The following is a 23,900-nucleotide window of genomic DNA, read 5'->3' on the forward strand; positions in this document are numbered from 1 at the left end:
ACCATGGCTCTCCCACCTGGCTGGCCGACAACGCACCGCGGCTCCGGCCCGGTCAGACCGGACCGGAGCCGCGCGGGCGATTATCTCAGTTGCCCCAGACCTTGGCGTTGCTCATCTCGGTGCTGACGTAGTTCTCGCGCGCCACACCGACAGCGCCACCGATCTCGTTCAGGATCTTGTTGATGTCCCGGACGGCGGCGTCCCACTGCGCCTGGTGCTGCTCGTAGGCGGCCCGGTCCTGGCCGTCCCACTGAAGCTTGCTGAGCATCGACCGGAGCGTGTCCAGCTTCTCGTCGATGGTCCGCGAGATGGCCAGCATCTGCTGGTTGCTGCTCTCGAGGACCGCGTAGTCAACCTTGATCATGGCTTTACCTCCCTCTGCTCCTGGCTGCGGATCACGGGTTGAGAGCAGAGTGGAACTTGTCCAGCATCTGCTGCTGCTCCTCGTCGTTGACCTGGTGCGTCGTACCCGACTTGTCGAGCAGGTCGGCGATGCTGTCCATCGCCGTCAGCAGCTTGGTCGTGTCCTCGCTCCAGCGCGTCATCAGCGACTGGAAGCCAGTGGACGCCTGGCCCTTCCAGGCGATGGCCAGGTCGTCGACCACGTTCCACAGCTTCTTCAGCTCGCCGTCGACCTCGCTGCGCGTGGAGCGCACGTCACTCGCGGCTTGATGCAGAGTCGATGCTTCGACCTCGAACGCCATGCTTCACACCCTTCCGTCATCGTTGTGGCGGCGGAAAACTGCCGCGCCCTCCCCCGCGGCAAGGCAAGCCACCCCACCGACGGACAATTCTCATGCAGACGGTAGCCCACCGTGTCCACGCCGCGCAGCCCTGTCCGGTCCCGTCCGGACGGTTGACCAGCCGGCTCTAACCGGGCACATAGGACGCGACCGGAACCTTTGTGCGGCAAGGCGTACGCCGGTCGCCGGGACCACTCCCGGCGACCGGCGGGACCGCCTCAGCCCGGGTCCACCCAGGCGGTCTGGATCAGCTGCTGACCGTCCCGACGGCGGACCAGCACCCCGCGCCCCGGCGGCTGCGGGGTCGGCCGCAGGGTGCCGAGGACGGCGCCCTCCTCCCGGTTGCCGGACATCAGCAGCCCCGGCGAATCCAGCTCGCGCAGGCGTTGCAGCACCGGCTCGTAGAGCGCCCGCGCCACCCCGCCCACCCGGCGGGTGACGATCAGGTGCAGGCCGATGTCCCGGGCCTGCGGCAGCAGCTCGTGCAGGGCGCTGAGCGGATTGTTGCCACCGGAGGCCACCAGGTCGTAGTCGTCCACCAGGATGTAGAGCTCCGGACCCTTCCACCAGCTGCGGTCGCGCAGCTGCGCGGTGGTCACCTCCGGGCCGGGCAACCGGTTCTGCAGGGCGCTGCGGATCGACGCCAGCCCCTTGGCGAACACCTGGTTCGACGGCGCGTAGTCGAGCAGGTGGTCGCCCTCCACCGCACCGAGCAGGCCACGCCGGTAGTCGGCGATCACCAGCCGGGCCTGGGCCGGGGTGTAGCGGTCCACGATCTGCCGGGCGACCAGCCGCAGCAGGTTCGTCTTGCCGCACTCGGCGTCGCCGAAGACGGTCAGGTGCGGCTCGCCGGCCAGGTCCAGGTGGACCGGCGCCAGGGCCGACTCGTTCACCCCGATCGGCAGGCCCGGTGCGGACCGGTCGACCACCCGGGCCAGCTCCGTCAGGGACAGCCGGCGCGGCAGCAGCCGCACCTTCGGCGCCGGCCGGCCCGGCCAGTTCTCCGCCACGTGCCGGGCCAGCGCCACCGACGCCTCGGTCAGGTCCTCGATGTCCCGCCGCCCGTCGATCCGCGAGACCGCGGTGAGGAAGTGCAGCTTGTCGCGGGTCAGGCCCCGGCCCGGGGACTTCTCCGGCACGTTCGCCGCCGCCCGCCGGTCGAGCTCCGACTCGGCCGGGTCACCGAGGCGCAGCTCCAGCCTGGTGCCGAGCAGATCCCGCAGGTTGATCCGGATCTCCGCCCAGCGGGTCGCGGTGACCACCACGTGCACGCCGAAGCCCAGGCCCCGGTTCGCCAGCGTGGTGATGGTCTGCTCCAGCTCCTCGTACTCCTGGCGCAGCGTCCCCCAGCCGTCCACCACCAGGAAGACGTCCCCGAACGGGTCGTCGGCGAACTCCCCGGCGGCCCGACGGCGGCGGTAGCCGGCCATCGAGTCGATGCCGTACTGCGCGAACCGGGCCTCCCGGTCGTCCAGGATCGCCACCACCTCGGCCACGGTCCGGCGGACCGCCTCGGTGTCCCGCCGGCCGGCCACCCCGCAGACGTGCGGCAGCCCGTCCAGGCTGCGCAGCGCCCCACCGCCGAAGTCCAGGCAGAAGAACTGCACCTCGCGCGGGGTGTGGGTCAGCGACAGCGAGGCGATCAGCGATCGCAGCATGGTGCTCTTGCCGCTGAGCGCCGCGCCGACCACCACCACGTTGCCGCCCGCGCCGGCCAACTCCACCATCATCGGGTCCCGGCGCTGCTCGTACGGGCGGTCCACCACCCCGACCGGCACGGTGAGCCGGCCCCGGCCCGGCCAGTTGGCGGTGCACAGCCCGAAGCTCGGATGCACGGCCAGCGGGCCCAGCAGCTCGGCCAGCCCCGGCGGCTCGGCCAGCGGCGGCAGCCAGACCTGGTGCGCCGGGCGCCCCTGGCCGGTGAGCCGCTCGATCAGCACGTCCAGCATGGCGACCGCCTTGCCGTCGGCCGGCTGCTCCGGCTCCGGCGCGGTCTCCACCGGCAGCTCGGCCGAGCGCACCGGAACGAAGTCCACCCCGTACGGCACGATCCGGCGCTGCACGGCGGCCCGGGTCACCGCGGCGGTCTGCCCCGGCGCCCGGTACGGCCCGGAGACGTACGCGGCCCGGAACCGCAGCATCGTGCTGGTGTCCGTCTTGAGGTACCCGTGCCCCGGCGCGCTGGGCAGCTCGTACGCGTCGGGCACCCCGAGCACGATCCGGCTCTCCACCGCGGAGAAGGTCCGCAGGCCGATCCGGTACGACAGGTGGGTGTCCAGGCCACGCAGCTTGCCCTCCTCCAGCCGCTGCGAGGCCAGCAACAGGTGCACGCCGAGCGACCGGCCCAGCCGGCCGATCATCACGAACAGGTCGATGAAGTCCGGCTTCGCGGCGAGCAGCTCGCTGAACTCGTCGCAGATGATCAGCAGGCTGGGCATCGGGTCCAGCGGCTCACCGGCGGCCCGGGCCTTCTCGTACTCGTAGCGGGAGACGTAGTTGCCGGCGGCCCGCAGCACCTCCTGGCGGCGGTTCATCTCGCCGGCCAGCGCGTCCCGCATCCGGTCCACCAGTGGCAGCTCGTCGGAGAGGTTGGTGATCACCGCGCTGGTGTGCGGCAGGGCGTCCAGCGACGCGAACGTCGCACCGCCCTTGAAGTCCACCAGGACGAAGTTCAGTTCCTCGGAGGAGTGGGTGACCGCCAGCGCGGCCACCACCGTACGCAGCAGCTCGCTCTTGCCGGAGCCGGTCGCGCCGATCACCAGGCCGTGCGGTCCCATGCCCTCGTGCGCGGACTCCTTGAAGTCCAGCTCCACGACGTTGCCGTCCGGTCCCACGCCGAGCGGGATGCGCAGCCGGTCCCGGTGCCCGCGCGGCTGCCAGGTCTGCCGGACGTCGACCGCGGCGGCGTCGGAGACGCCGAGCAGGTCGGGCAGCTCCATGCTCCGGGCCAGCGGCTCCTCGCTGGTGGTCTGCTGCTGGGAGAGCCGGTACGGCGCGATCTGCCGGGCCAGCCCCTCGGCGGCCGACGCGTCGAGCCGGTCCGGGCGGCCCAGCCGGCTGGAGCTGGTGCCCCGGACCAGCTCCAGCGAGCTGCCGTCGCCGGCGTCGAGGCAGAGCAGCCAGCGGCCGGCGTCGCGGGGCACGGTGCCGGAGAGGTCCACCACCGTCGCGCCGAGCAGGCCCGGCCCCATCAGCTGGCAGGTCGGCGAGAGCTCCCCGCCGTCGACCACCACGACCAGGTGCGGGGCGGTGGTCAGCGGCTTCGCCTCCGGGGCGAACCGGGGCCGGCCGGAGAGCTCGCCGGCCAGCGACTCCTCGGCCTCGGCGAGGCTGGCGAAGACCAGCCGGCGGGCCCCCGCCGCGTCGGTACGACCACTGTGGTGCGCGTGCGGCAGCCACTTCACCCAGTCCCAGGCGGCCTGCCGGTCCGGTGCGGCGACCACCACCACGTGCAGGTCGTCCGGGGCGTGGAAGGTGACCAGCTGGCCGAGGGCGGCGCGGGTCAGGTCGAGCACCGGTTCCCGGTCGCCGCGCAGCACGATCCGGCTGAACGCCCGCAGCGACAGCGCGGTGGGCAGGTCGGGCACTGTCGAGTGGGCCCGGACGAAGCGGCGCAGCGCGATCGCGCTCATCGGCTCCAGGTCCTCCACCGGCTTGGTCTCCGGCGGGACGATCTCCACGGCCAGGCGCTGCGGGCCGAGCGCGATCCGCGCCTCGCCGAAGTCGTCCTCGGTGGTCCGCCGCTCCCACAGCCGGCGGGACGCCGCGATCGACCAGAGCGCGTCCGGCTCCGGATGCCGCCAGGCCATCGCGGCCCGCTGCTGCTCGGCCGCGCGCCGGGTGCGCTTGCGCATCTGCGCCAGGTAGCGCATGTAGTCGCGGCGCTCGGCGTTCAGCTCGGCCTTGTCGTTGTTGCCACCGGCGAGGGTGCCCAGCGCCATGCCGAGCATGGAGACGCCGAACAGGCCACCGGCGACGTACGTGATCATCCCGCCGCCCTTGCCGGCGTAGAGGAAGGCCATCGCGCCGACCCCGCACATCATCGGCAGGATCATCAGGATCTGCCCCATGCTGCGCGGCGTCTGCTCGGGCAACTCCGGTGGGGACTCCAGCAGCACCTCGCCGCGCGGCAGCGCGGGCCCCGGTTGACGTGGAAGCCGACGGAACACCACCGTGCTCACGGCTGTCTCCTCCCCAGAAGCGGCCCTGATCGTGGTCGGCCAACGGCCGGCGAGTCGTCGGGTGGGCAACCTGTGCGACCGCCATCGTAGGTAATCTCCCGGGGGCGTCGTGGACCCGTGGGGGCGGACGCCGCCGGTCGGGTGGATCGTAGGCGAGCACGAGGAGGCCACAGTGGCGACGAAGACCGCGACCGGCGGGCTGAGCCGGATCACCGTCGTGGCCCCCCGGACCAGGATGGACCTCGCCCTGCCGTCGGACGTCCCGCTCGCCGACCTGCTGCCGACGCTGCTCCGCTACGCCGGCGAGGACCTGGCCGACGAGGGGGTCCGGCACGGCGGGTGGAGCCTGGCCCGGCTCGGGGGCCCACCGCTCGACGGCGGGCGTACGCCCACCCAGCTCGGCATCCGCGACGGCGAGGTGCTCTACTTCAATCCCCGCGCGGCCGCCGCCCCCGAGATCGTCTTCGACGACGTGGTGGACGCGGTGGCCACCGCCACCAACCAGCGGCCGGGCGCCTGGCAGGTCGACACCACCCGCTCCTTCTCGGTGCTCTTCACCGGTGTGACCCTGGCCGCCGGTGCGGCGGCGACGCTCTTCGCCGGACCGCCGCAGCTGCCCGGCGCGTTGGCCGCGCTGCTGGTCGCGGTCGCCCTGCTGGTGGGCGCCGCGGTGCTGTCCCGGGCCGCCGGGGACAGCCGGACCGGCGCCCTGCTTGGCCTGGCCGGCACCGGCTTCGCCGCCGTCGGCGGCCTGCTGGTGCTGGCCGGCGACCGCACCCTGGGCGAGCTGGCCAGCGCGCACGTCCTGCTCGCCGCGACGGCGGTGGCGGTCTTCGGCGCGCTGGCCGCGCTGGCCGTCGGCGACCGGCTGCCGCTCTTCGTCGGCGCCACCTCGGTGGGCGCGGCGGTGGCCCTGGGCGCGGTGGTCTGCCCGGTGTTCGGGGCCACCCCCGCGGCCGCGGCGGCGATCGTGGCGACGGTGGCGTTCGGCACCCTGCCGATGCTGCCGATGGCCGCGTACCGGCTGGCCCGGCTGCCGGTGCCGTCCATCCCGACCGGCCCGGACGACCTGAAGACCGACGCCGAGACCGTGGACGGCCGGCAGGTGCTGCGGCTCAGCGAACGCGCCGACCAGTTCCTCACCGGTCTGCTCTGGACGGTGGCCCTGCTGGTGCTCGGCGGCGAGCTGGTGCTGGCCGTGGACGGGCGGCTGCCGGCCGTGCTGCTCTGCCTGGTGCTGGCCGTGCTGTCGCTGCTGCGGGCCCGCCCGTTCGTCGGACGCGCCCAGCGCACCCCCGTCCTGCTCGCCGGCACCGCCGGCCTGGTGCTGGCCGGCTGGGCCACGTTCACCGCCGGCGGCCTCGGCACCCGGCTCGGTGTGGTGCTGGGCGGGCTGCTGCTCGCCGCGGTGGTCAGCCTGATCTACGGGCTCACCGTGGCCGGCAAGCCGATCTCCCCGCTCTGGGGCCGGATGCTGGACATCGTCGAGATCCTGGTGATCGTCTCCCTGGTGCCGCTGGCCGTCTGGGTCTGCGGCCTGTACGGCTGGATCGTCAACCTGCGGCCCTGACCGTCGCCGGCGACGGCGCCGCCACCGGGGCGGTGGCGTAGACCCCGGGGGCGTGCTGCCCGTCCAGCGGCCGGGTCGGCGCCCCGGCCCGGCGGGCCACCTCGCGTACCGCCTTGACCAGGGCGTCCACGTGGTTGTCGGTGGCGGCGACCCGCAGCAGGGGCTGGACCCGCCGGCCGCCCGGCGGCACCGTCGCGGCCACCGTGTGCGAGGGCGCGGAGGTCGCCGTCACCGCGTCCACCAGGGGTGCCAGCGGCGTGCCCGGCCGGGTCCGCAGGGCCAGGCAGCGCTGGGTCCAGCCGCCGCCGCGCAGCCCCGTCCAGGTCTCCGCCGGGGGCTCCGGCGCCAGGTCCAGACCGGCCGCGGAGACCACCGCCGCGCGCAGCTCGTCCCGGCCGAGCACCCGGTGCGGCAGGCCCGCCGCGGTGAGCACCTTGCCCAGCCGGCCGACCCCGGCCGCCACGGTGCGATGCACGCCGCGCAGCCCGCCGCCCCGGCTCACCGACTCCGCCCGGGCGTCGGCCACCGAGAGCCGCAGCGCCACCCAGACCGTGCGGTGCGCCGCCGGCGGACCGCCCGGCACCGGGTACCAGACCAGGGTGTGCGACACCACCTGGGTGGCGGTGACCGGGCCGGTGAACTCGGCCAGCACCCGCAGCGCCCGGTCCACGGCCGGCGCCTCCACCGAGCCGCCCCCGACGTCGGCGCGGCCGACCAGCGCCACCGCGGCGAAGAAGCCCCGCGCGTCCTGCCCGACGCCGAGCCGGGTGCCCCGCTCGGTCAGCTCGACCACCGTCAGCTCCGGCGCCAGCGCGGCCAACCGGACGTCCTCCGTGCCGCCGGCCAGCGCCGCCCGGGCGCCCTGCCGGCGCCGCCGCAGGCTCCGGCGCAGCAGCAGGTCCTCGTGCCACCAGCGGCCACCGCGGCGGGCGAAGGTGGCCAGCACCCCGAGCGCGGCCAGCACCCCGACCAGGCCGAGCAGCCAGGTCGGGCCGCCGAGGGCCAGGCCGGCGGCGAGCGCGCAGAGCTCGACCGCCACCAGCTGCCCCACCACCACCGGGCCGATCCGCCCCCGGGCCCGCCGGGCGGCGGCCGGCGCCGGAGGGTCGGCGGTGGCGGTGGTCGTACCGCCGGGCGGCGCCTGGACCTGCATCATCGCTGGGCGTCCTCTCTGGACGGGGCGGGTGGTCCGCCGGAGCTGTCGCCGCGGGGGACGGCAGGGGTCCCGATGACCCGCCTGCGGCCCCTTATCGTAGGGAAGCCCGCGACGCCGACGAGACCTTCGGTGCCGCGGATCCACCCCCGGCCGGAGGTTACTCATGCGGACCCGCCGCGATCAGGTGCAGGCGTACCGGTTCGTCACCCGCCGCATCGTCTCGGCGGTGCTCTCCGGCGACCCGGAGACCAACAATCTGCCGATGCGCCGGCTCGGCCTGGCCGTCCTGGGCAGCGTGCTGGCGGCCGCCGTCGTGCTCGGCGGCGCCGGGGCGTACGGGCAGCTCACCGGCAACGCCGCCCCGCTGGCCGCGGACACCCTGGTGATCGAGCGGGAGACCGGCGCGACGTACGTCTTCGTCGAGGGCCGGCTGCACCCGACGTTGAACTACGCCTCGGCCCGGCTGATCCTCGACAAGCCGGACGTCGAGGTGCGGACGATGTCCCGGGCCTCCATCGAGGACCGGCCGCGTGGTCGTACGGTCGGCATCGTCGGCGCCCCGGACGATCTGCCGGACCCGAAGTCGCTGGTCGGCCTCCCCTGGTCGGTCTGCACGGTGCCCGACCCGACAGACCCCCGCCACCCGACCACCCAGCTGCTGATCGACCGGCCGTTGCCGGGCGGCACCCCGCTCACCGACCGGGCGGTGCTGGCGACCACCGGCGGGAAGCGTTACCTGATCACCAACAACTCCCGCCTCCAGTTGGCCGGCGGTGAGACGTCGGTGGCCGCGCTGGGCATCACCGGCACGACCACCCTGGACGTCGGCGAGCAGCTGCTGAACGCGGTGCCGGCCGGGCCGGTGCTCAAGGCGCCGCGGGTCGACGGGGACGGCGAGCGCAGCGGGCTGGCGGTCGGCGACGGCCCGGCCGAGATCGGCCAGGTGTTCCGGGCCGCCGGGAGCCACTACGTGCTGACCCGGGAGGGGCTGGTGTCGATCGGCGAGGTGACCGCGCTGCTGCTCCTCGGCGACGGCGGTCGGATCACCGACATCACCCCGGACCTCGCCGGCAAGCTGCTGGTCCGCAAGCCGCTCGAGGCGCCGGGGATGCCGGCGCGGATGCCCGCCATGCAACCGGCGCGGTCGGGCGAGACGGTGCTCTGCGCCACCTACCGGCAGGGCCCGGACGGCGGGCCGCCCCGCACGACGGTGGAGGCGTTCGACCGTCCGCCGGCCGAGCTGACCCCGCCGAGCGAGGAGGACCGGGCGGTCCGGCAGGGCACCCGCGACCCGGTACGGACCGCCGACCGGGTGGTGCTCCCCGGCGGCAAGGGCGTCCTGGTCCGGGCCGCGGCCGGCTCCGGGGAGGGTGGCGAGCCGGCCGCCGGCTCGACCGTCTACCTGATCAGCTCGCAGGGCGTACGCCATCCGCTGGGCACCCGCGGTGGGGACGCGATGGCCGCGCTGGGTTACGCCGGGGTGACCCCGCTGACCGTTCCGGCGTCCCTGCTCGCTCTCGTGCCGACCGGGCCGACCCTGGACCGGGTGGCCGCCCGGACCTTCTTCGAGCCCTCCGGGCGCCGCTCACCCGGGCCGGAGAGTCCGTCGCCCTCGGTCACTCGGGACGGCTCCGGCGGCTGACCGCAGCATCGGGCCGACCAGGGCGGCCGCACCGTCGGGTCTCGACGGTCGACGGGTCGCCCCGGTTGGTCCGGGTCGACTAACCTGAGCCTGGGCAACGGTTATCGACGATGACTACGGGGATGCAGCCATGACCGGGCGTACGACAGTCGACGTACTGTCCCTTGAGGACTTCAAGCAACGGTTGGCGGGCCGGTTGGCCGAGGCCGAGGCCACGCTCAGGAAGCTCGGTGTTGGCGCGGGCCGCCCGCCGGCCCTCGGCCGCTTCGCCGACGCGGGTGACAACGCGGACCGCTACGGCGACGTGCTGGTGCACTACGTGACGCAGGTCGACCGGCTCCGGCTGGCCGTGGCTGCCGCCGACGCGGCGACCGACACGATCATCACCAACTACCGGACGGCCGAGGAGCGCAACGCGGCCAACGCCGCCGAGATCATCCAGGCGCTCAGCGGTGTGGACGCGGCGCTGGGCGGGGCGGGGGAGGATCAGGGTGTCTGACTACGCCAGCCGCTACCAGCACGCCAGCCACCGCGAGCTGTACGACGCCGTCAAGGCCGGCGACCCGGGGCAGGTGGAGACCCTGGCCGCCCAGTGGACCGCCGCCAGGGACATCGTCGAGGGCCTCGCCCGGGAGCTGGGCGCCGACCTCGACAAGCTGAGCAACAGCTGGACGGGCACCGCCGCGCTGGAGTTCCAGGCCCGGCTGGGGCTGGTGGTCGACTACTCGCGGGCCCTCTCCGACGGCATGGCCGACGTGCACCGGGCGCTGTCGCTGATGTCCGGCCACCTGGCCACGGCTCAGCAGGTCGCCGAGAGCCCGGAGGCCACCGACGACAACGACCGGACGATCTCCGGTGCGGTCCGGGGCGGCGCGGTCTTCGGGGTGGCCGGCGCGGTGGTCGGCGGCCTGATGGGCCACGAGCAGGACAAGGCCGAGCAGGAGCGGGCCCGGCAGCGGATGGTGCAGGTGGTGGCCGAGCTGGCCGCCGGCTACGACACCTCCGCGTACGGTCGGATGCTCCCGCCCCCGCCGCCGCACCCGGAGATGCCGGGCAGCCTGACCGGGTCCGCCGTCGCGGCGGCCGGGATCGGCGGGGTCGGCGGCGTCGGCTCGGTCTCCGCCCTGGGCAGCGGCTCGGGCGGTGGCGGCAGCCGCAGCACCAGCCCGACCGGTTCGGTCTCCGGGTTCTCCCCCACCGGCGGCGCCGGCGGCGGTTCCCACTCCGGCAGCTACTCCGTCGGCGCGGTCCCGTCCGGCACGGCGGGCGCGGTCGTCGACCCGATCGGTGGCGGCGGCGGCGTGACCGGCACCGAGCCCGGCGGCACCTCGCTCGCCGGGGTCCAGCCGGGCGCGGCCTCCGGCCTGCTCACCGGCGGCGCCGGTCAGCCGGCCGGCACGGTCACCACCCCGTCCGGGGGCGGCAGCGGCCTGCTCCTCGGGGGCGGCGCGACGGCGGCCGCGGTCGGCGGGGTGCTCGGCACCGGCGCGCTGGCCGGGTCGGCGCGGCCCGCGACGTCCGTGCCGACCCGCGCGGGCGCCGGTGGCATCGGCGCGGAGGGACGTTCGGCGGCCGGCAGCGGTCGACTCGCGGCCGGCCGGGCCGGCGCGGGTCTCGGCGCCGAGGGCCGTTCCGCGGCCGGCAGCGGCCGGCTCACCGCCGGCCGGGCGACCGGCGGCGGTCCGGGTCGCTCGGGCGCGTTCGGTGGCGAGGCCGGCCGGTCCGGGATGGGCGTCGGCAACGGCGGCCGCGCCGGGGCCGGGCGGCCGGGGGTGCTCGGTGGCCGGGGCGGGCAGGACGAGGGTGAGACCGACGAGCGGCTCACCTGGCTGACCGAGGACGAGATGGTCTGGCAGGACGGCGAGGCCGGCGCCCCGCCGGTGCTCGGCACCGACCGCTGACCGACGACCCGACATGCCTCGATGGCCCGCCCCGCACCCCGGGGCGGGCCATCGCCCACTCTCCCCCTGAACCCCCGCCCCACCAAGATCAACGGGCCGCAGCACGGGCCGGGAAGCCACGCTTCGCCGCAGGTGGCGGGGAGGGTCCGGGCGCGACGACACCGGTCGGTCCACAGTGCTCGACGTGAGGGCGGTCACGGCCTCGCCGACCTCGCCGAGCTGCGGTCGACCGGACCGGACGATAGGTTGGACCCGTGCTGCCCGTAGCGATCGCCCGCCCCCACTGGCCGGCGACGCTCCGCTCGCTGCGCAGCCTCACCCGGCTGGCGATCGCCGCCCTGGTCCTCGCCGCCGGCCTCGGCGGCCCGTTCGGCGCCGGCATGCCGGAGACCAGGACGGCCTCCCCGAGCCTCTGGGCGACCGCCGTCGCGCACCCGTCCCCGGACGCCGGCGCGACCCTGCCCGTGGCCTCCACGTCGGCAGCCGCCCGGTCCGCCCCGGCCACCACCGTCGACCCGTCCGGGTCCGACCGGCACGCGCCGCTCGCCGCCGTGCAGCCCGCGCCGCCGGTCGTCGCCTCCGTCGACCGGTCCGCCGACGCCCGGGCGCCCCACCCTTCGCCGGTCGTCGCGCCGTCGACCGAACCCGGCCGGGACTCCGTCGGCCGGCGGGGCCCTCCGCCGCGCTGAGCAGCGGCAACTCCCGGCGCCCGCTCGGCCGCGCCGGACCGCCACCCCGGCACGCGTACGTCGCCGCGCCGTGGCCCGTGTGCCGAACCCGCCGACCGGGTACCCGACCTTCCGTCCACATCGTTCCCACCGTTAGGTGCTGGTGATGCAGACCGTGCTCTCCTCCGTCATGCTCGACGTCCCCCAGGCCGCCGTCATCTGGCTTGCCCTGCTCGTGGTCCCGGCGATCGCCGTGGCCGGGCTGGTCGTCCGACCGTCCCGCTTCCGTTCGGTGGTGGCCGGCCGGATCCGCGGCGCGGCCATGCCCAGCACGTTGGAGTTCGCCGCGGAGAAGCGGGAACTCGACAGGTACGCCGAGGAGATCACGGTGGCCGCCGACCGGGCCGCCACCACCGCCGAGCGCCGCCGCACCGAGTGGCTGGCCGCGCAGGACGAGGTGGAGGCGGCGTGGCAGGCCACCCAGGAGGCGGAGGCGGGCGTCCGCCGGCTCGACGCCGCCGCCGCCATGCCGCTGCCGCAGACCACCCGGACCCCCGCCGAGTACGTCGAGCGGGAGCGTTTCCTGCACCGGGTCGCCCGGGAGGCCCACGAGCGGCGGGAGCTCTCGGCGGAGCAGCTGGCCGACGCCCTCGCCCACCGCAACGGCTGGGACCCGCGGCTGCACCCGGTCGAGCAGGAGCTGGTGCTGCGGCGGGCCGTGCTGGACAACCAGCTCGCCCGGCACCGCAGGGCGCACGAGCGCGAGCAGGCCGCCTGGCGGGCCGCCGAACTGGCCGCCGCCGCGGCGCGCAGCCTCCGCCAGGAGGCCCTGCGGGCGGCCGGGCGTACGCCGGAAGCCGAGCCGGTGTCGCTCCTCGCCGACCTGCGGCGGGCGGCCGACACCACCGGTGACCTGGGCCCGGCGGCCCGGCGGACGGTGGACGGGAACACCCGGGACCTGACCCCGGTGACCTCCGGTCGGCCCGCGGGACGGGCGGCGGTCGCCGCCTGGTGACGGCGGGCGGAGCCGGCCGGGCTCGGCTAGCGTGACGGTATGGACCGCACGTGGTTGCTGGTGATCGCCGGAGTGGTGCTGCTCGCCGCCCTGGTCGGCGCGGTGCTGCTCGCGGTCCGGGTGGTCCGCGTCCGGCGGATGCTCGGCGCCCTCGGGGTGGGCGGCAAGGTGGCGTTCTACGGCGCGCTGATCTATACGATCTCCCCGGTGGACCTGCTCCCCGACCCGATCTACCTGGACGATCTGGGCGTGCTCGCCGGTGCGCTGATCTTCCTCACCCGGCTGGTCCACCGGCGCCGCGCCCAGGGGCTGCTGACCGGCGATCAGGACTTCCCGCCGCAGCCGGACCGGCTCCGCCGCCCCGTGTCATGATCGGGCGGGCCGGACATCCGGCCCGGATCTTCAGGACAGGGGACGGGACATGGCGGGCGACCACCGGTTGGACCCACGCGACGAACGGGTCGACGCGTTCTTCCGGGTACGGCACCTCGCCACGTTGACCACGCTGCGCGCCGACGGCACCCCGCACGTCGTACCGGTGGGGGTGACCTTCGACGCGGAGGCCGGGCTGGCCCGGGTGATCACCTCGGGCACCTCGGCCAAGGCCCGGCACGTCGCCGCGGCCGGCCCTGAGGGCACACCGGTGGCGGTCTGCCAGGTCGACGGCCGGTGGTGGCTGACGGTGGAGGGGCGGGCGGTGCTGCGGACCGATCCGGAGGCGGTGGCGGAGGCCGAACGCCGGTACGCCGAGCGCTACCGGCAGCCCCGCCCGAATCCGGAGCGGGTGGTCATCGAGATCGCCGTCACCCGCCTGCTCGGCAGCCTCGCCCCGCTGCCCGACTGACCGGCGCGGCCCCAGCCGCGTGGCCGTTGAGCGCACGGGGCGGAATCATCCTCCGCTGCGGGTCGTTGTGCCTCACCGGTGGCGGCCCGACCAGGACCGCCACGACCCCGAGTACGTCGAGCGCCCTTCCCGGTGCTTGCGCCCGCGTCCACGAACCCGGCGCGGGCGGCAAACCCCCCGAATGGAGCTTCAGGGATGCATCCGATCTTCCGTAACGGCATGCTCTCCGTCGCCGGCCTGCTGGTGTCCGGTGGCGTGATCGCCGGACCGGCGGTGGCCGCGCAGGCCGCACCCGCCGTGGCCAAACCGGTCACCGCGACCAAGGACGCCAAGAACGGCAAGGACGCCAAGGGCGGCAAGGGCGAGCGCCGCGCCGGCTACGAGTACCAGGCGCAGCCGAACTTCTTCTACTGCGGCCCCGCCTCCACCCGGATCGCCCTGTCCGCCGAGGGCAAGGAGGTCAGCCAGGACGAGCTGGCCCGCAAGCTCGGCACCACCGAGAACGGCACCGACTCGGCGCTGGACATCACCCGGGTGCTCAACGAGTACACCGGCGGCAGGTACCGGACCACCGAGATCCGGGACGACGTGGCGACCCGGGAGCAGGTCGAGCGGCTGCGGGCCGACGTGCGCTCGGCGGTCGACCAGGGCCGGCCGGTGGTGGCCAACATCCTGGGCGGCGCGCGCGACGTCGATGGCGTCGAGCACAGCTACCCGGGCCACTACCTGACCGTGGTGGAGTACAGGGACGGCGGCGACACCGTGCTGATCGCCGACCCGGCCCGCCCGGACGAGCCGGAGTACTGGATGGACGTGACCGAGCTGGCCAACTGGATCGCCGGCCGCGGTTACAGCTCCTGACCCGAGCGGCACACCTCGTCGACCAGGCCGGCGAGCAGGGCGACCCGCGGCACCACCGAGTCCAGGTCCAGCCACTCGGCGGGGCTGTGGTCGTCCCCGCCGACCGGGCCGAGCCCGTCGAGCACGGCCGCGCCCGCCTCGGCGAGCAGGTTGGCGTCGGCACAGCCACCGGTCGCGGTGTGCGACACCGGTAGGCCGATGCCGGCGCCGACCTTTCCGGCCAGCTCGGTCAGCCGCCGACCGCGGGCGCCCGGCTCCCAGGGCGGGGTGGGGGCGTGCACGGCCAGCTCGCCCCGGACCCCGGAGACCATCGGGGTGGCGACCAGCCGGCGGATCTCGGCCAGCGCCGCCTCGTACTCGCCGGTGCGCCAGGCGCGCAGGTCGATCAGGAGCCGGGCCCGGTCGGCGACCACGTTGGGCCGGCCACCGGCCTCCAGCAGGCCGACGTTGACGGTGACGCCGGGCCACCGCCCGTTGAGGGCGTCCAGCGCGACGGTCAGCCGGGCCGCGGCGAGCAGCGCGTTCGCGCCCCGCTCCGGCTCGATGCCGGCGTGCGCGGCCCGGCCCCGCAGGGTCACCTCCAGGTCCGCGACGCCCTTGCGGGCGGAGACCAGGTCACCGTTGTCGCGGGCGCATTCCAGGCAGAGCGCCACGTCGACCTCGGCCCCGAGGGTACGCAGCAGCGGACGGCTGCCGGTCGACCCGATCTCCTCGTCCGGCGTGCAGACCAGCACCAGTTCGGCGTACCCGTCGAGGCCCAGCGCGGTGAGCACCTCGACGGCGGCGAGCCCGGCCAGCAGCCCGCCCTTGTCGTCGCTGACCCCCGGCCCGTACGCCCGGCCGTCCTGCACCCGGAACGGCCGGGCGGCGGCCGTGCCGGGCGGGAAGACGGTGTCCAGGTGACCGGCGAGCAGGATCCGGCGGGTGCCGCGACCCCGTCGCCGGGCGACCAGCACGTCGCCGAGCGGCCGGCCGTCCGGGTCGGCGACCGCCTCCCGTTCGACCGCCATCCCGGCGGCCAGGCACCAGGTCTGCACCAGGTCGGCGGCGGCGCGCAGCCCCTCGACGTTGCCGGAGCCGGAGTCCACGGCGACCAGCCGGGCCAGCCGGTCGTGGTACGCGGCCAGCCGGTCCCCGGCCGCCGCCAGCAGCGGGCCCATCAGAGCACCTTGTCCAGGAACGCGCGGGTCCGGTCGTGCCGGGGGTTGCCCAGCACCTCGTCCGGTGGCCCGGCCTCGACCACCACCCCGCCGTCGAGGAAGGCCACCGAGTCGGCGACCTCCCGGGCGAAGCCCATCTCGTGGGTCACCACGATCATCGTCATCCCGTCGGCGGCGAGCCCCTTCATCACGTCCAGCACCTCGCCGACCAGCTCCGGGTCGAGCGCCGAGGTGGGCTCGTCGAAGAGCATCAGCTTGGGGTGCATGGCCAGCGCCCGGGCGATCGCCACCCGCTGCTGCTGCCCGCCGGAGAGCTGCCCCGGATAGTTGCCGGCCTTCTCGGCCAGCCCGACCCGGTCCAGCAGCCGCAGGGCCTCGGCACGGGCCTTGTCGCGCGGCGTGCCGAGCACCCGGATCGGGGCCTCGATCACGTTGCCCAGCGCGGTGAGGTGCGGGAAGAGGTTGAACCGTTGGAAGACCATGCCGATGTCCCGGCGGCGGCGGGCCACCTCACGGGCCTTGAGTTCGTACAGCTTCTCGCCGTGGCGGCGGTAGCCGACGAGCTCCCCGTCGACGGAGAGCTGGCCGCCGTCGATCCGTTCCAGGTGGTTGATGCAGCGCAGGAACGTGGACTTGCCGGAGCCGGAGGGGCCGAGCAGGCAGCTCACCTCGCCGGGGGCGACGCTGAGGTCGATGCCCTTGAGCACCTCGATCGGGCCGTACCGCTTGACCACGTCCTGCGCCCGGACCATCGGCCGGGTGGCGGTCACGGGGGTCTGCTCGGTGACGGTCATCGGACGCCTCCCCGGGCGAAGCCGCGGCCGAACCGCCGCTCGATCAGCCACTGGCCGGCGGAGAGCAGGCTCACCAGGGCCAGGTACCAGATCGCGGCGACGAACAGCAGCGGGATCACCTTGTAGTTGTTCTGGTAGACGGTCTGCACGGCGGTCATCAGGTCCCGGCCGGCGATGATCGAGACCAGGGCGGTGGACTTCAGCATGGTGATGGTCTCGTTGCCCATCGGCGGGATGATCACCCGCATGGCCTGGGGCAGCACCACCCGGCGCAGGGTGAGCGCGGGGCTCATGCCGAGCGCGGCGGCGGCCTCGGTCTGCCCGTCGTCGACGGCGAGGATGCCGCCGCGGATCACCTCGGCGGCGTACGCCATCTCGTTGAGGGACAGGGCCAGCACGGCGGCGACGGTGCCGGTGACCACGACGCTTGTCGGCTTGTCGAACAGGATGGTGCCGGTGAACGGCACGGTCAGCGTCAGCCTCGGGAAGAGTGCGCCGAGGAAGCCGAAGAAGATGATCTGGACCAGCAGCGGGGTGCCCCGGAAGACCCAGATGAAGGCCCAGGAGACGCCGCGCAGCACGGGGTTGGCCGACAGCCGCATCACGGCGAGCAGCACCCCGCCGACGGTGCCGAGCACCATGGCCAGCAGGGTCAGCCAGAGCGTGGTGACCACGCCGTCGAGGACGTAGTCCTTGAACAGGTACTCCCGGATCGTGCCGGGTTCCAGGTTGGGGCTGTCGAACAGCGCCCGGAGGAAGAGTGCGGCCAGTCCGACCACGAGCAGCGCGGTCGCCCAGCGCCCGTAGTGCCGGACGGGGACCACCCGTACGGTGTCGGTGTCGGTCGTCATTGCGGTGCCTCCAGCGGCGGGGTCCGCGGCGTTGCGGAGCCCGCGGTCGCGAACGGAAACGGTGCGGCGGTCGCCGGGCGCCTCTCCGGGCCCGCCCTCACGGATGCGGAGGGCGCCCGGCGACCGCTGATCAGGGGTGGTGGTCCGCCAGGATCAGTCGATGGCCTGGTCGATGGTGGCCTGCTTGATCGCGATCGGCTCCTGCTTCCACTGGGCCAGGATCTTGGTGTACGTGCCGTCGTCGATCAGGGACTGCACGGCGGCCCGGTACGCCTCGGCCAGCTCCTTGTTGGCCTTGAGGAAGCCGAAGCCGTTGGGGCTGGCCAGCCAGCCGTTGGGGGCGGAGGCGTCCTCGACCAACTCGGCCTTGCCGGCGAGCGAGGCGGCGGTGTCGACCAGGTTGACCCTGGTGGCGGCGACCACGTCGACGTTGCCGGCGATCAGCGCCTGCACCGCCTGCGGGTTCTCCGGGTACTCCTTGATCTCGATGGCCTTGCCGGCGCAGCTGTCCTTGGCGTACGTGGCGAGGTTCTTCGCCTGGTTGCTGGCCTTCTGCACGGCGACCTTGCGCCCGCAGAGGTCGGCGACGGTCTTGACGGCGAGCGGGTTGCCGGTCTTGACCAGGAAGCCGGTGCCGGAGGCGGAGTAGTCGACGAAGGTGGCGACCTGCTGGCGCTCCTTCTTGTCGGTGATGCCGCCGGCGATGGCGTCGTACTTGGCGGCCTGGAGGCCGGGGACCAGGCCGTCGAAGGGCTGCTGGGTGAAGGTGGCCTTGAGGCCGAGCCGGGCCGAGGCGGCCTGGAACAGGTCGTAGTCGAGGCCCTTGAAGGCGTCGTTCTTGCCCTCGACCTTGAAGTCGATGAACGGCTGGTAGGGAGCGTTGGTGGCGACGGTGAGGGTGCCCCGGCCGCGGACGTCGGCGGGGACCTTGCCGGCCAGGGCGGTGTCGGTGGTGACGTCGCCGACCCCGTCGACGGTCACCGAGACCGGCTTGACGTCGTCGCCGGAGCCGGCGGTGGAGGAGGAACCGCCGCAGGCGGCGGTGGCGGCGAGCAGCGCGGTGGTCGCGCCGAGCAGGGCGAAGTGTCGGATGCGCATGGGGTGTCCTTCCGGGGGCCAGAACGAACCAGCCCCCGGACTGTAACCCACGTTACGATTTCGATGGGGTTACAGTTTTCTGTAACGCGCCGGGCCGCCGCCGGTCACGGACCGAAGTCGTCACGGCGATGTAACAAAAGTTACGTCTAGACCAGTGAACTTAATGGATGTAACTTCTGTTTCATCGATCCGTGGCCCCTCGGAGGTGCCCATGTCCCCTTCCCGCAACCGCCGCCGGCTCGCCGTCACGGCAGCCGCGAGCGCTCTGCTCACCCTCGCCCCGATCGGGGTGACCGCAGCCCAGGCCCAGGTCACCCGGGTCCGCCAGGGCAGCGCGACCGACGTCTCGCGGACCGCCTGGTCCGGCCCGGCGTACACGATGAACGGCTCCGGCGGCATCATCAACGCGACCATGACCCGGGCGATCGACGCGATCCGGGGCGGCACCGGCTCGATCGACGTGGCGGTGATCGCCGCCTCCGGCAGCGGCACCCCGGAGTGCGACGTGATCACCGGCCTGGCCGGGGTGAACTCCTGCACCACGCTGACCCTCACCGCGGCCCGCGACGGCAACGACACCCAGGTCAACACCGACATCCGCAACGCGGAGTTCGTCTACTTCGCCGGCGGCAACCAGTGCAACTACGTGGCCTGGAAGGGCACCGCGCTGGAGGCGTCCGTCGAGTCCGTCGTGGCCAAGGGCGGCGGGGTCGGCGGCGGCAGCGCCGGGCTCCACATCAACAGCGACGTCGTGTACGACGCCTGCACCGCCAGCACCACCTCGGCCACCGCCCTGGCCGACCCGTACGACCGGTCGCTCACCTTCATCACCGGCATGTTCCGCTGGCCCAACTACGCCAACACCATCAACGACTCGCACTTCGTCACCCGCGACCGGATGGGCCGCACGTTCGCCTTCGTGGCCCGGGCGCTCAAGGACGGGCTGGTCAGCGGCGGCAAGGCGTGGGGCGTCGGCATCGAGGAGGGCGCCTCGATCTACATCGACAAGGCCGGCCTGGGCACCCTCAGCGGACCCAGCGCGTACGTGGTGCTCGGCGACCACCAGCCCGAGGTGGCCGTCTCCGGGCAGCCGCTGACCTACTCCAACTTCAAGATCTGGAAGCTGACCAGCGGCCAGACGTACAACTTCGCCAACCGGCCCACCTGCGGCTACTACCTGAAGAGCGTGAATGCCGGCGTGGCGGACGCCAGCCTCTACAGTGGCACCCCGGTCACCGACTGCTCGACCACCCCGCCGCCCCCGACCGGCGGGAGCAGCTACACCGAGGTCGAGCCGAACGACACGCGCAGCGCCGCGAACAGCGTCGCCGGCCTGACCTTCCCGGCCACCCTGACCGGTGACATGAAGGCCAGCACCGACCGGGACTACTACGCGCTGACCGTGAACAGCGGGCAGACCCTCTCGGTCAGCTGCGCGGTGCCCAGCGCGTACGACGCCGACCTGTACCTGCTCGACTCGTCCGGCAGCACCGTCACCCGCTCGGTCAACAACGGGGCGGGCGCCGACGAGTCGGCCAGCCTCACCCGGACCACCTCCGGCAGCGCCACCTACTACGTCGACGTCGAGGCGTACTCCGGCTCCGGCACCGCCGACTACACCTGCACCGTGACGAAGTCCTGAAGACCCAGCCCCCTGGGCCCGCCCCCGGCGCCGCGAGGCCGCGCGCCGGGGGCGGGGTGCGTCCACGGGCGGGGTGCGTCCACGGGCGGGCGAGACTCCGGCACCCGCCCGGTTACGCTCACCCGGTGTCGACCGATCAACCGCAGGAGGCGCATGCCGTGGGCGTGGCCGCGCTGATCCGGCAGCGGCTGGGCGAATGCAGTCCGGCCGAGCGCCGGGTGGCCCGGGCCCTGCTCGCCTCCTATCCGGCCGCCGGCCTGGGCACCGTCGCCGCGCTGGCCGAGCGGTCCGAGGTGAGCGCCCCGACCGTGCTGCGTTTCCTGTCCCGGCTCGGCTTCGGCGGCTACCCCGAGTTCCAGCGGGCGCTCCGCGACGAGCTGGCCGAGCGGGAGGCGTCGCCGCTGACCGCGTACCGGGCCGCCGAGCGGACCGGGGTTCCGCCGGAGGGCGCGCTCCCCCGGGCCGCCGCCACCCTGCCCGAGGCGGTCGCCGGCACCCTCGCCGAGCTGCCCCAGGGCGAGCTGGACGCGGCGGTACGCCTCCTCGCCGACCAGCAGCTGCGGGTCACCGCCGCCGGGGGCCGGTTCTCCGGGCTGCTCGCCCACTACCTGGTGCTGCACCTGATGCAGGTACGCGGCGGGAGCCGGCTGCTGCCGCGTACCCCGGTGGAGCGCACCGACATGCTGGTCGACGTGGGCCGGCGGGACCTGTTCGCGCTCTTCGACTTCCGCCGGTACGAGGAGCCGACGCTGGAGCTGGCCCGGGAGGTGACCGGGCGGGGCGCCAAGGTGGTGCTCTTCACCGACCGGTGGCTCTCCCCGGTGGCCGGACTGGCCGAGGTGGTGCTCCCCAGCCGGGTCGAGTCGCCGTCGGCGTACGACAGCTTCGTGCCGTCGCTGGCGCTGGTGGAGACGGTGGTGGCGGCGGTGATCGACCGGCTCGGGCCGGTGGCCGGTACCCGGCTCAAGGCGATGGAGGCGGCCCAGCAGGAGTTCGGCGGCGCCTGAACCGGTCGCGCCCTCCCAGCCCCGGGACGGGACCGGGAGGGCGCGAACGCGGCCGGGATCAGCGGGTGAGGACGCGGGCGAGCACGTCGTGCACGTGGGTGTTCGGGTGCTTGCCGGTGAACTCCCCGGCCAGCGGCCCGTACGCGGTCACCGGCACGTCGACGCCGGTGTGGCCGCTGGTGGTCCAGTCCAGGTTGAAGCTCAGGTTGCTGCCCTTGATGGCGAACGGGCCGTCCTCGGCGGAGATGCCGTCGCCGGACTCGTCGGCGGTGCCGGTGTCCTCGACGGTCAGGCCGCCGCACTCGTGGTCGCCGGTCACCACGACCAGGGTGTCCGGGTGGGTGGCGGCGTAGTTGCGGGCCACCGCGACGGCCTTCTCCAGCTCACCGAGGGCCTGGAGCATCCGGGTGCCGTTGTTCTCGTGGGCGAACTCGTCGACCCCCTCCTCCTCGACGAAGAGGAAGAAGCCCTTCCGGTTCTTCGACAGGGTGTCGAGGGCCTTGGTGGTCATGGTGGCGAGGCTGGCCGGCGGGTCGTAGGCGTCGCCCTCACCCTCGGGGCGCTGCTGGAACAGCTCCTCGTTGGCGAACAGACCGAGCAGCCTGCCACCCCGGGCGGCCTGGAGCTGGTCGGCGGTCGAGACGTACTGGTAGCCCTTGGCCCGGGCCTCGGCGATCAGGTCACCCTTGGTGCCCTTGCTGGCCTCCGACGGGTCCGCGGCCGTCCGGTCCGGGTACGCCCCCGGGCTCCCGGCGGGCAGCCACCAGTCCTCGCCGCCGCCCAGGATCACGTCCGGCCGGGTCACCTCGAGGTACTGCCGGGCGATCTCGTCCTGGGCCGAGCGGTTGGCGGTGTTGGCGAAGAAGGCCGCCGGGCTGGCGTCGGTGACCTGGGCGGTGGTGACCAGGCCGGTGGCCTTTCCTGCCGCCTTGGCCTGCGCGCCGAGGGTGGGCAGCGGGTTGCCCGCGGTGTCGACGCTGATCGCGCCGTTGTAGGTCTTCTCACCGGTCGCCCAGGCGGTCGCCGCGGCGGCCGAGTCGGTCACCGGCGCCTTGGGGTCGTGCGGGCTGGTGGTGAGCTGGCCGGAGACCGGCAGCTCGTCCATGGTCAGCTGGCCGTCGAGGCCGGCGTGGTACAGCCGGGCCGCCTCCCGCTGGGCGGCGGCCATGCCGTCGCCGTTGATGAAGATGACGTTGCGGGCCCGGCCCTTGCCCGCGCCGGCGTCCGCTGCGGTGATCGGGTTGACCAGGGTCAGGCCGGCGGCGGCGACCGCACCGGCGACCACCGGGGCGAGCAGCCGACGGGTGGTTCGGGAAGTCACGTGTTTCCTCCTGCGTGGACGGGGGCTTCACCCGTCACGCAACAGGAAGTAGCGGCCGGTCTCCTGACCGGCGGGTTAACAGCCGGCGACCGGGGGCGGGACTCTTGTCGCCCGGGGCAACGGCCCGGGTGGGAACGGGCTCCCCGCCCCGCTGGACGGGGAGCCCGTGGCCCCGGTCAGGCGGGGCTGATCCCGATCACCACACCGGTGAAGGAGAGCGGCACGCCGGCACCCCGGTACGCGGCGAAGCCCTTCCCGCGGGTCAGCTCCGCGGCCCACTGCGGGTCCTTCTCGTACGAGGTGCCGTGCACCGCCTCGCAGCCGGCCTGCTCGGCCAGCCCCTCGGCGAGCCCGACCAGCCCGTAGTCGTAGAACACGTCGTCCGACGGCGGCACCGTGCACGGCCCGTCGGCGCCGGTCACCGGGGTCTTGCCGGCGGCGAAGACCGGCCGCCACCCGTTGGCCCGGTACGCGTCACCGGCCGTGAGCCGGCTCCACCGGACGCCCTCGATGCCCCACACCCCGGCGTTGTCGGTCACCCGGGCCCGGCGCAGGTCGAGCACGCTCACCCCGCGCTGGCCGAGCACCCGCAGCGACTGGGCCCGCCCGCCGACGCCGGTCACCTCCAGCGCGGTGTTCTCGTCGAGCCCGAAGACCCGCTGGTGGTGGGTGTCGGCGGCGAGCCGGATCGAGCGGGCCTCCCGGCCGCGCCGGGAGAAGTGGGTGTCCAGCAGACCCGCGGTGAAGAAGCCGAAGCCGCCCTTCGGCAGATAGCCGAGCACGTCCCCGTCGTCGAAGTAGCCCGGCTTCGCGCCGTCGCGCAGGCCCGGGTCGACCGAGCCGCCGGTGATCATGTCGCGGCCGGCCATGATCTGCGCGCCGGCGCTGGTGCCGGCGACCACGGCGCCGTCGCGGAGCTTGCGCCGGACCGCCGCCAGGGCGGGCGTGTCCCGCTGCGCGTCGCCGCGGGTCATCGTGGTGACGTAGCGGTACTGGTCGCCGCCGCCGAAGAAGAACCCGGTCATCGAGGAGATCTGCGCGACGACCTTCGGGTCCTCGGCCGCCTTCGGGTGGTCCAGGTCGATCGGGATCCACTGCGCGTCGGCGACGCCGTAGGTCTTGAACAGCTTGGCGTAGTACTCGCCGTTGCAGACGCTGTTGTTGCAGTCCGGGGTGTCGGCGTCCGGGTCCTCGGCGGGCACCGGGGCGGCGGCGGTGAAGATGCCGATCCGGGCCTTGCCGGGGCCACCGGCCAGCCGGACGATGTCGCCGTAGATCTCGGCGTTGTCGTCGGCGAGGGCGCCACCGACCAGCACCAGGCTGCCGCCGGTGCGGTGGTGGTGGTTCGGTGCGGCCGAGGCCGGCGCGGCGGCGATCGGCACGCTGAGCGCGACCGCCGTGCAGGCGCCGACCCCCAGGGTCAGCAGGCGGTTCAAGGGCATGACT

At 74.3% G+C, this 23,900-nt stretch carries 21 protein-coding genes; 11 read left to right on the forward strand and 10 right to left on the reverse strand.

Features of this window, described 5'->3' with window-relative positions; genetic code table 11:
- Nucleotides 1-85: 85 nt before the first annotated feature.
- The 3 genes from GA0070564_RS04790 to eccCa all read right to left on the reverse strand — a co-directional run bounded on the left by GA0070564_RS04790 (nucleotide 86) and on the right by eccCa (nucleotide 4,924).
- Nucleotides 86-364, reverse strand: coding sequence for a WXG100 family type VII secretion target (locus GA0070564_RS04790; RefSeq protein ID WP_091602987.1), 279 nt, complete (start codon nucleotides 362-364; stop codon nucleotides 86-88).
- Nucleotides 365-395: 31 nt separating this feature from the next.
- A complete protein-coding gene (locus GA0070564_RS04795) occupies nucleotides 396-704 on the reverse strand; it encodes a WXG100 family type VII secretion target (protein ID WP_088969525.1) in 309 nt (102 codons plus the stop codon).
- Nucleotides 705-961: 257 nt separating this feature from the next.
- Nucleotides 962-4,924: a type VII secretion protein EccCa gene (gene eccCa, locus GA0070564_RS04800; RefSeq protein WP_091602990.1), complete on the reverse strand. Its 3,963-nt coding sequence runs from the start codon at nucleotides 4,922-4,924 to the stop codon at nucleotides 962-964.
- Nucleotides 4,925-5,096: 172 nt separating this feature from the next.
- Here eccCa and eccD point away from each other — a divergent pair, with 172 nt between their 5' ends.
- Nucleotides 5,097-6,494, forward strand: coding sequence for a type VII secretion integral membrane protein EccD (gene eccD / locus GA0070564_RS04805; RefSeq protein WP_091602993.1), 1,398 nt, complete (start codon nucleotides 5,097-5,099; stop codon nucleotides 6,492-6,494).
- Here the strand turns inward: eccD and GA0070564_RS04810 are convergent.
- Entirely contained in the window at nucleotides 6,478-7,650 is a 1,173-nt protein-coding gene (locus GA0070564_RS04810; RefSeq protein WP_091602997.1) for a type VII secretion protein EccE, read from the reverse strand. The genes eccD and GA0070564_RS04810 overlap by 17 nt on opposite strands.
- Nucleotides 7,651-7,813: 163 nt before the next feature.
- Here GA0070564_RS04810 and eccB point away from each other — a divergent pair, with 163 nt between their 5' ends.
- From eccB to GA0070564_RS04850, 8 genes are all read left to right on the forward strand, one after another.
- Nucleotides 7,814-9,292, forward strand: a complete 1,479-nt coding sequence (gene eccB / locus GA0070564_RS04815; RefSeq protein ID WP_091603000.1) for a type VII secretion protein EccB — start codon at nucleotides 7,814-7,816, stop codon at nucleotides 9,290-9,292.
- Between the two features lie 130 nt (nucleotides 9,293-9,422).
- The gene (locus GA0070564_RS04820; protein ID WP_091603003.1) at nucleotides 9,423-9,791 is read left to right on the forward strand and encodes a hypothetical protein; all 369 of its coding nucleotides are present in this window, start codon (nucleotides 9,423-9,425) and stop codon (nucleotides 9,789-9,791) included.
- Entirely contained in the window at nucleotides 9,784-11,193 is a 1,410-nt protein-coding gene (locus GA0070564_RS04825) for a WXG100 family type VII secretion target (RefSeq protein WP_091603006.1), read from the forward strand. The genes GA0070564_RS04820 and GA0070564_RS04825 overlap by 8 nt, the downstream gene beginning before the upstream one ends.
- 254 nt (nucleotides 11,194-11,447) lie before the next feature.
- Nucleotides 11,448-11,882, forward strand: a complete 435-nt coding sequence (locus GA0070564_RS04830) for a hypothetical protein (protein WP_091603009.1) — start codon at nucleotides 11,448-11,450, stop codon at nucleotides 11,880-11,882.
- A gap of 145 nt (nucleotides 11,883-12,027) precedes the next feature.
- Nucleotides 12,028-12,876, forward strand: coding sequence for a hypothetical protein (locus GA0070564_RS04835; protein ID WP_091604566.1), 849 nt, complete (start codon nucleotides 12,028-12,030; stop codon nucleotides 12,874-12,876).
- Nucleotides 12,877-12,915: 39 nt separating this feature from the next.
- On the forward strand, nucleotides 12,916-13,248 hold the full coding sequence (locus GA0070564_RS04840; RefSeq protein WP_091603012.1) for a DUF1232 domain-containing protein: 333 nt from the start codon (nucleotides 12,916-12,918) through the stop codon (nucleotides 13,246-13,248).
- 49 nt (nucleotides 13,249-13,297) lie between these two features.
- Nucleotides 13,298-13,720, forward strand: a complete 423-nt coding sequence (locus GA0070564_RS04845; protein WP_091603014.1) for a pyridoxamine 5'-phosphate oxidase family protein — start codon at nucleotides 13,298-13,300, stop codon at nucleotides 13,718-13,720.
- 195 nt (nucleotides 13,721-13,915) lie between these two features.
- Nucleotides 13,916-14,581: a C39 family peptidase gene (locus GA0070564_RS04850; protein WP_091603017.1), complete on the forward strand. Its 666-nt coding sequence runs from the start codon at nucleotides 13,916-13,918 to the stop codon at nucleotides 14,579-14,581.
- On the opposite strand, the gene GA0070564_RS04855 is transcribed toward GA0070564_RS04850, so the two are convergent.
- The 4 genes from GA0070564_RS04855 to GA0070564_RS04870 form a co-directional block, all read right to left on the reverse strand.
- Entirely contained in the window at nucleotides 14,569-15,741 is a 1,173-nt protein-coding gene (locus GA0070564_RS04855) for a M20/M25/M40 family metallo-hydrolase (protein WP_091603020.1), read from the reverse strand. The genes GA0070564_RS04850 and GA0070564_RS04855 overlap by 13 nt on opposite strands.
- A complete protein-coding gene (locus GA0070564_RS04860) occupies nucleotides 15,741-16,535 on the reverse strand; it encodes an amino acid ABC transporter ATP-binding protein (RefSeq protein ID WP_281182054.1) in 795 nt (264 codons plus the stop codon). Before GA0070564_RS04860 ends, GA0070564_RS04855 begins: the two co-directional genes overlap by 1 nt.
- Nucleotides 16,532-17,386: an amino acid ABC transporter permease gene (locus GA0070564_RS04865; protein WP_091603023.1), complete on the reverse strand. Its 855-nt coding sequence runs from the start codon at nucleotides 17,384-17,386 to the stop codon at nucleotides 16,532-16,534. Before GA0070564_RS04865 ends, GA0070564_RS04860 begins: the two co-directional genes overlap by 4 nt.
- 153 nt (nucleotides 17,387-17,539) lie before the next feature.
- A complete protein-coding gene (locus GA0070564_RS04870) occupies nucleotides 17,540-18,484 on the reverse strand; it encodes a transporter substrate-binding domain-containing protein (protein WP_091603025.1) in 945 nt (314 codons plus the stop codon).
- A 211-nt stretch (nucleotides 18,485-18,695) separates the two neighbouring features.
- Between GA0070564_RS04870 and GA0070564_RS04875 the strand changes: the two genes are divergently transcribed.
- On the forward strand, nucleotides 18,696-20,126 hold the full coding sequence (locus GA0070564_RS04875; RefSeq protein ID WP_091603028.1) for a pre-peptidase C-terminal domain-containing protein: 1,431 nt from the start codon (nucleotides 18,696-18,698) through the stop codon (nucleotides 20,124-20,126).
- Nucleotides 20,127-20,251: 125 nt separating this feature from the next.
- Nucleotides 20,252-21,133, forward strand: a complete 882-nt coding sequence (locus tag GA0070564_RS04880) for a MurR/RpiR family transcriptional regulator (protein WP_218104873.1) — start codon at nucleotides 20,252-20,254, stop codon at nucleotides 21,131-21,133.
- Nucleotides 21,134-21,191: 58 nt separating this feature from the next.
- On the opposite strand, the gene GA0070564_RS04885 is transcribed toward GA0070564_RS04880, so the two are convergent.
- Both GA0070564_RS04885 and GA0070564_RS04890 read right to left on the reverse strand, forming a co-directional pair.
- Nucleotides 21,192-22,454 (reverse strand): alkaline phosphatase, encoded by a 1,263-nt coding sequence (locus GA0070564_RS04885; RefSeq protein ID WP_091603034.1) that lies wholly within the window; start codon nucleotides 22,452-22,454, stop codon nucleotides 21,192-21,194.
- Nucleotides 22,455-22,630: 176 nt separating this feature from the next.
- Entirely contained in the window at nucleotides 22,631-23,896 is a 1,266-nt protein-coding gene (locus tag GA0070564_RS04890) for a cyanophycinase (RefSeq protein ID WP_091603037.1), read from the reverse strand.
- Nucleotides 23,897-23,900 lie beyond the last annotated feature (4 nt).

The sequence above is a fragment of the Micromonospora mirobrigensis genome, from assembly GCF_900091555.1.
GTDB classification, from domain to species: Bacteria; Actinomycetota; Actinomycetes; order Mycobacteriales; family Micromonosporaceae; genus Micromonospora; species Micromonospora mirobrigensis.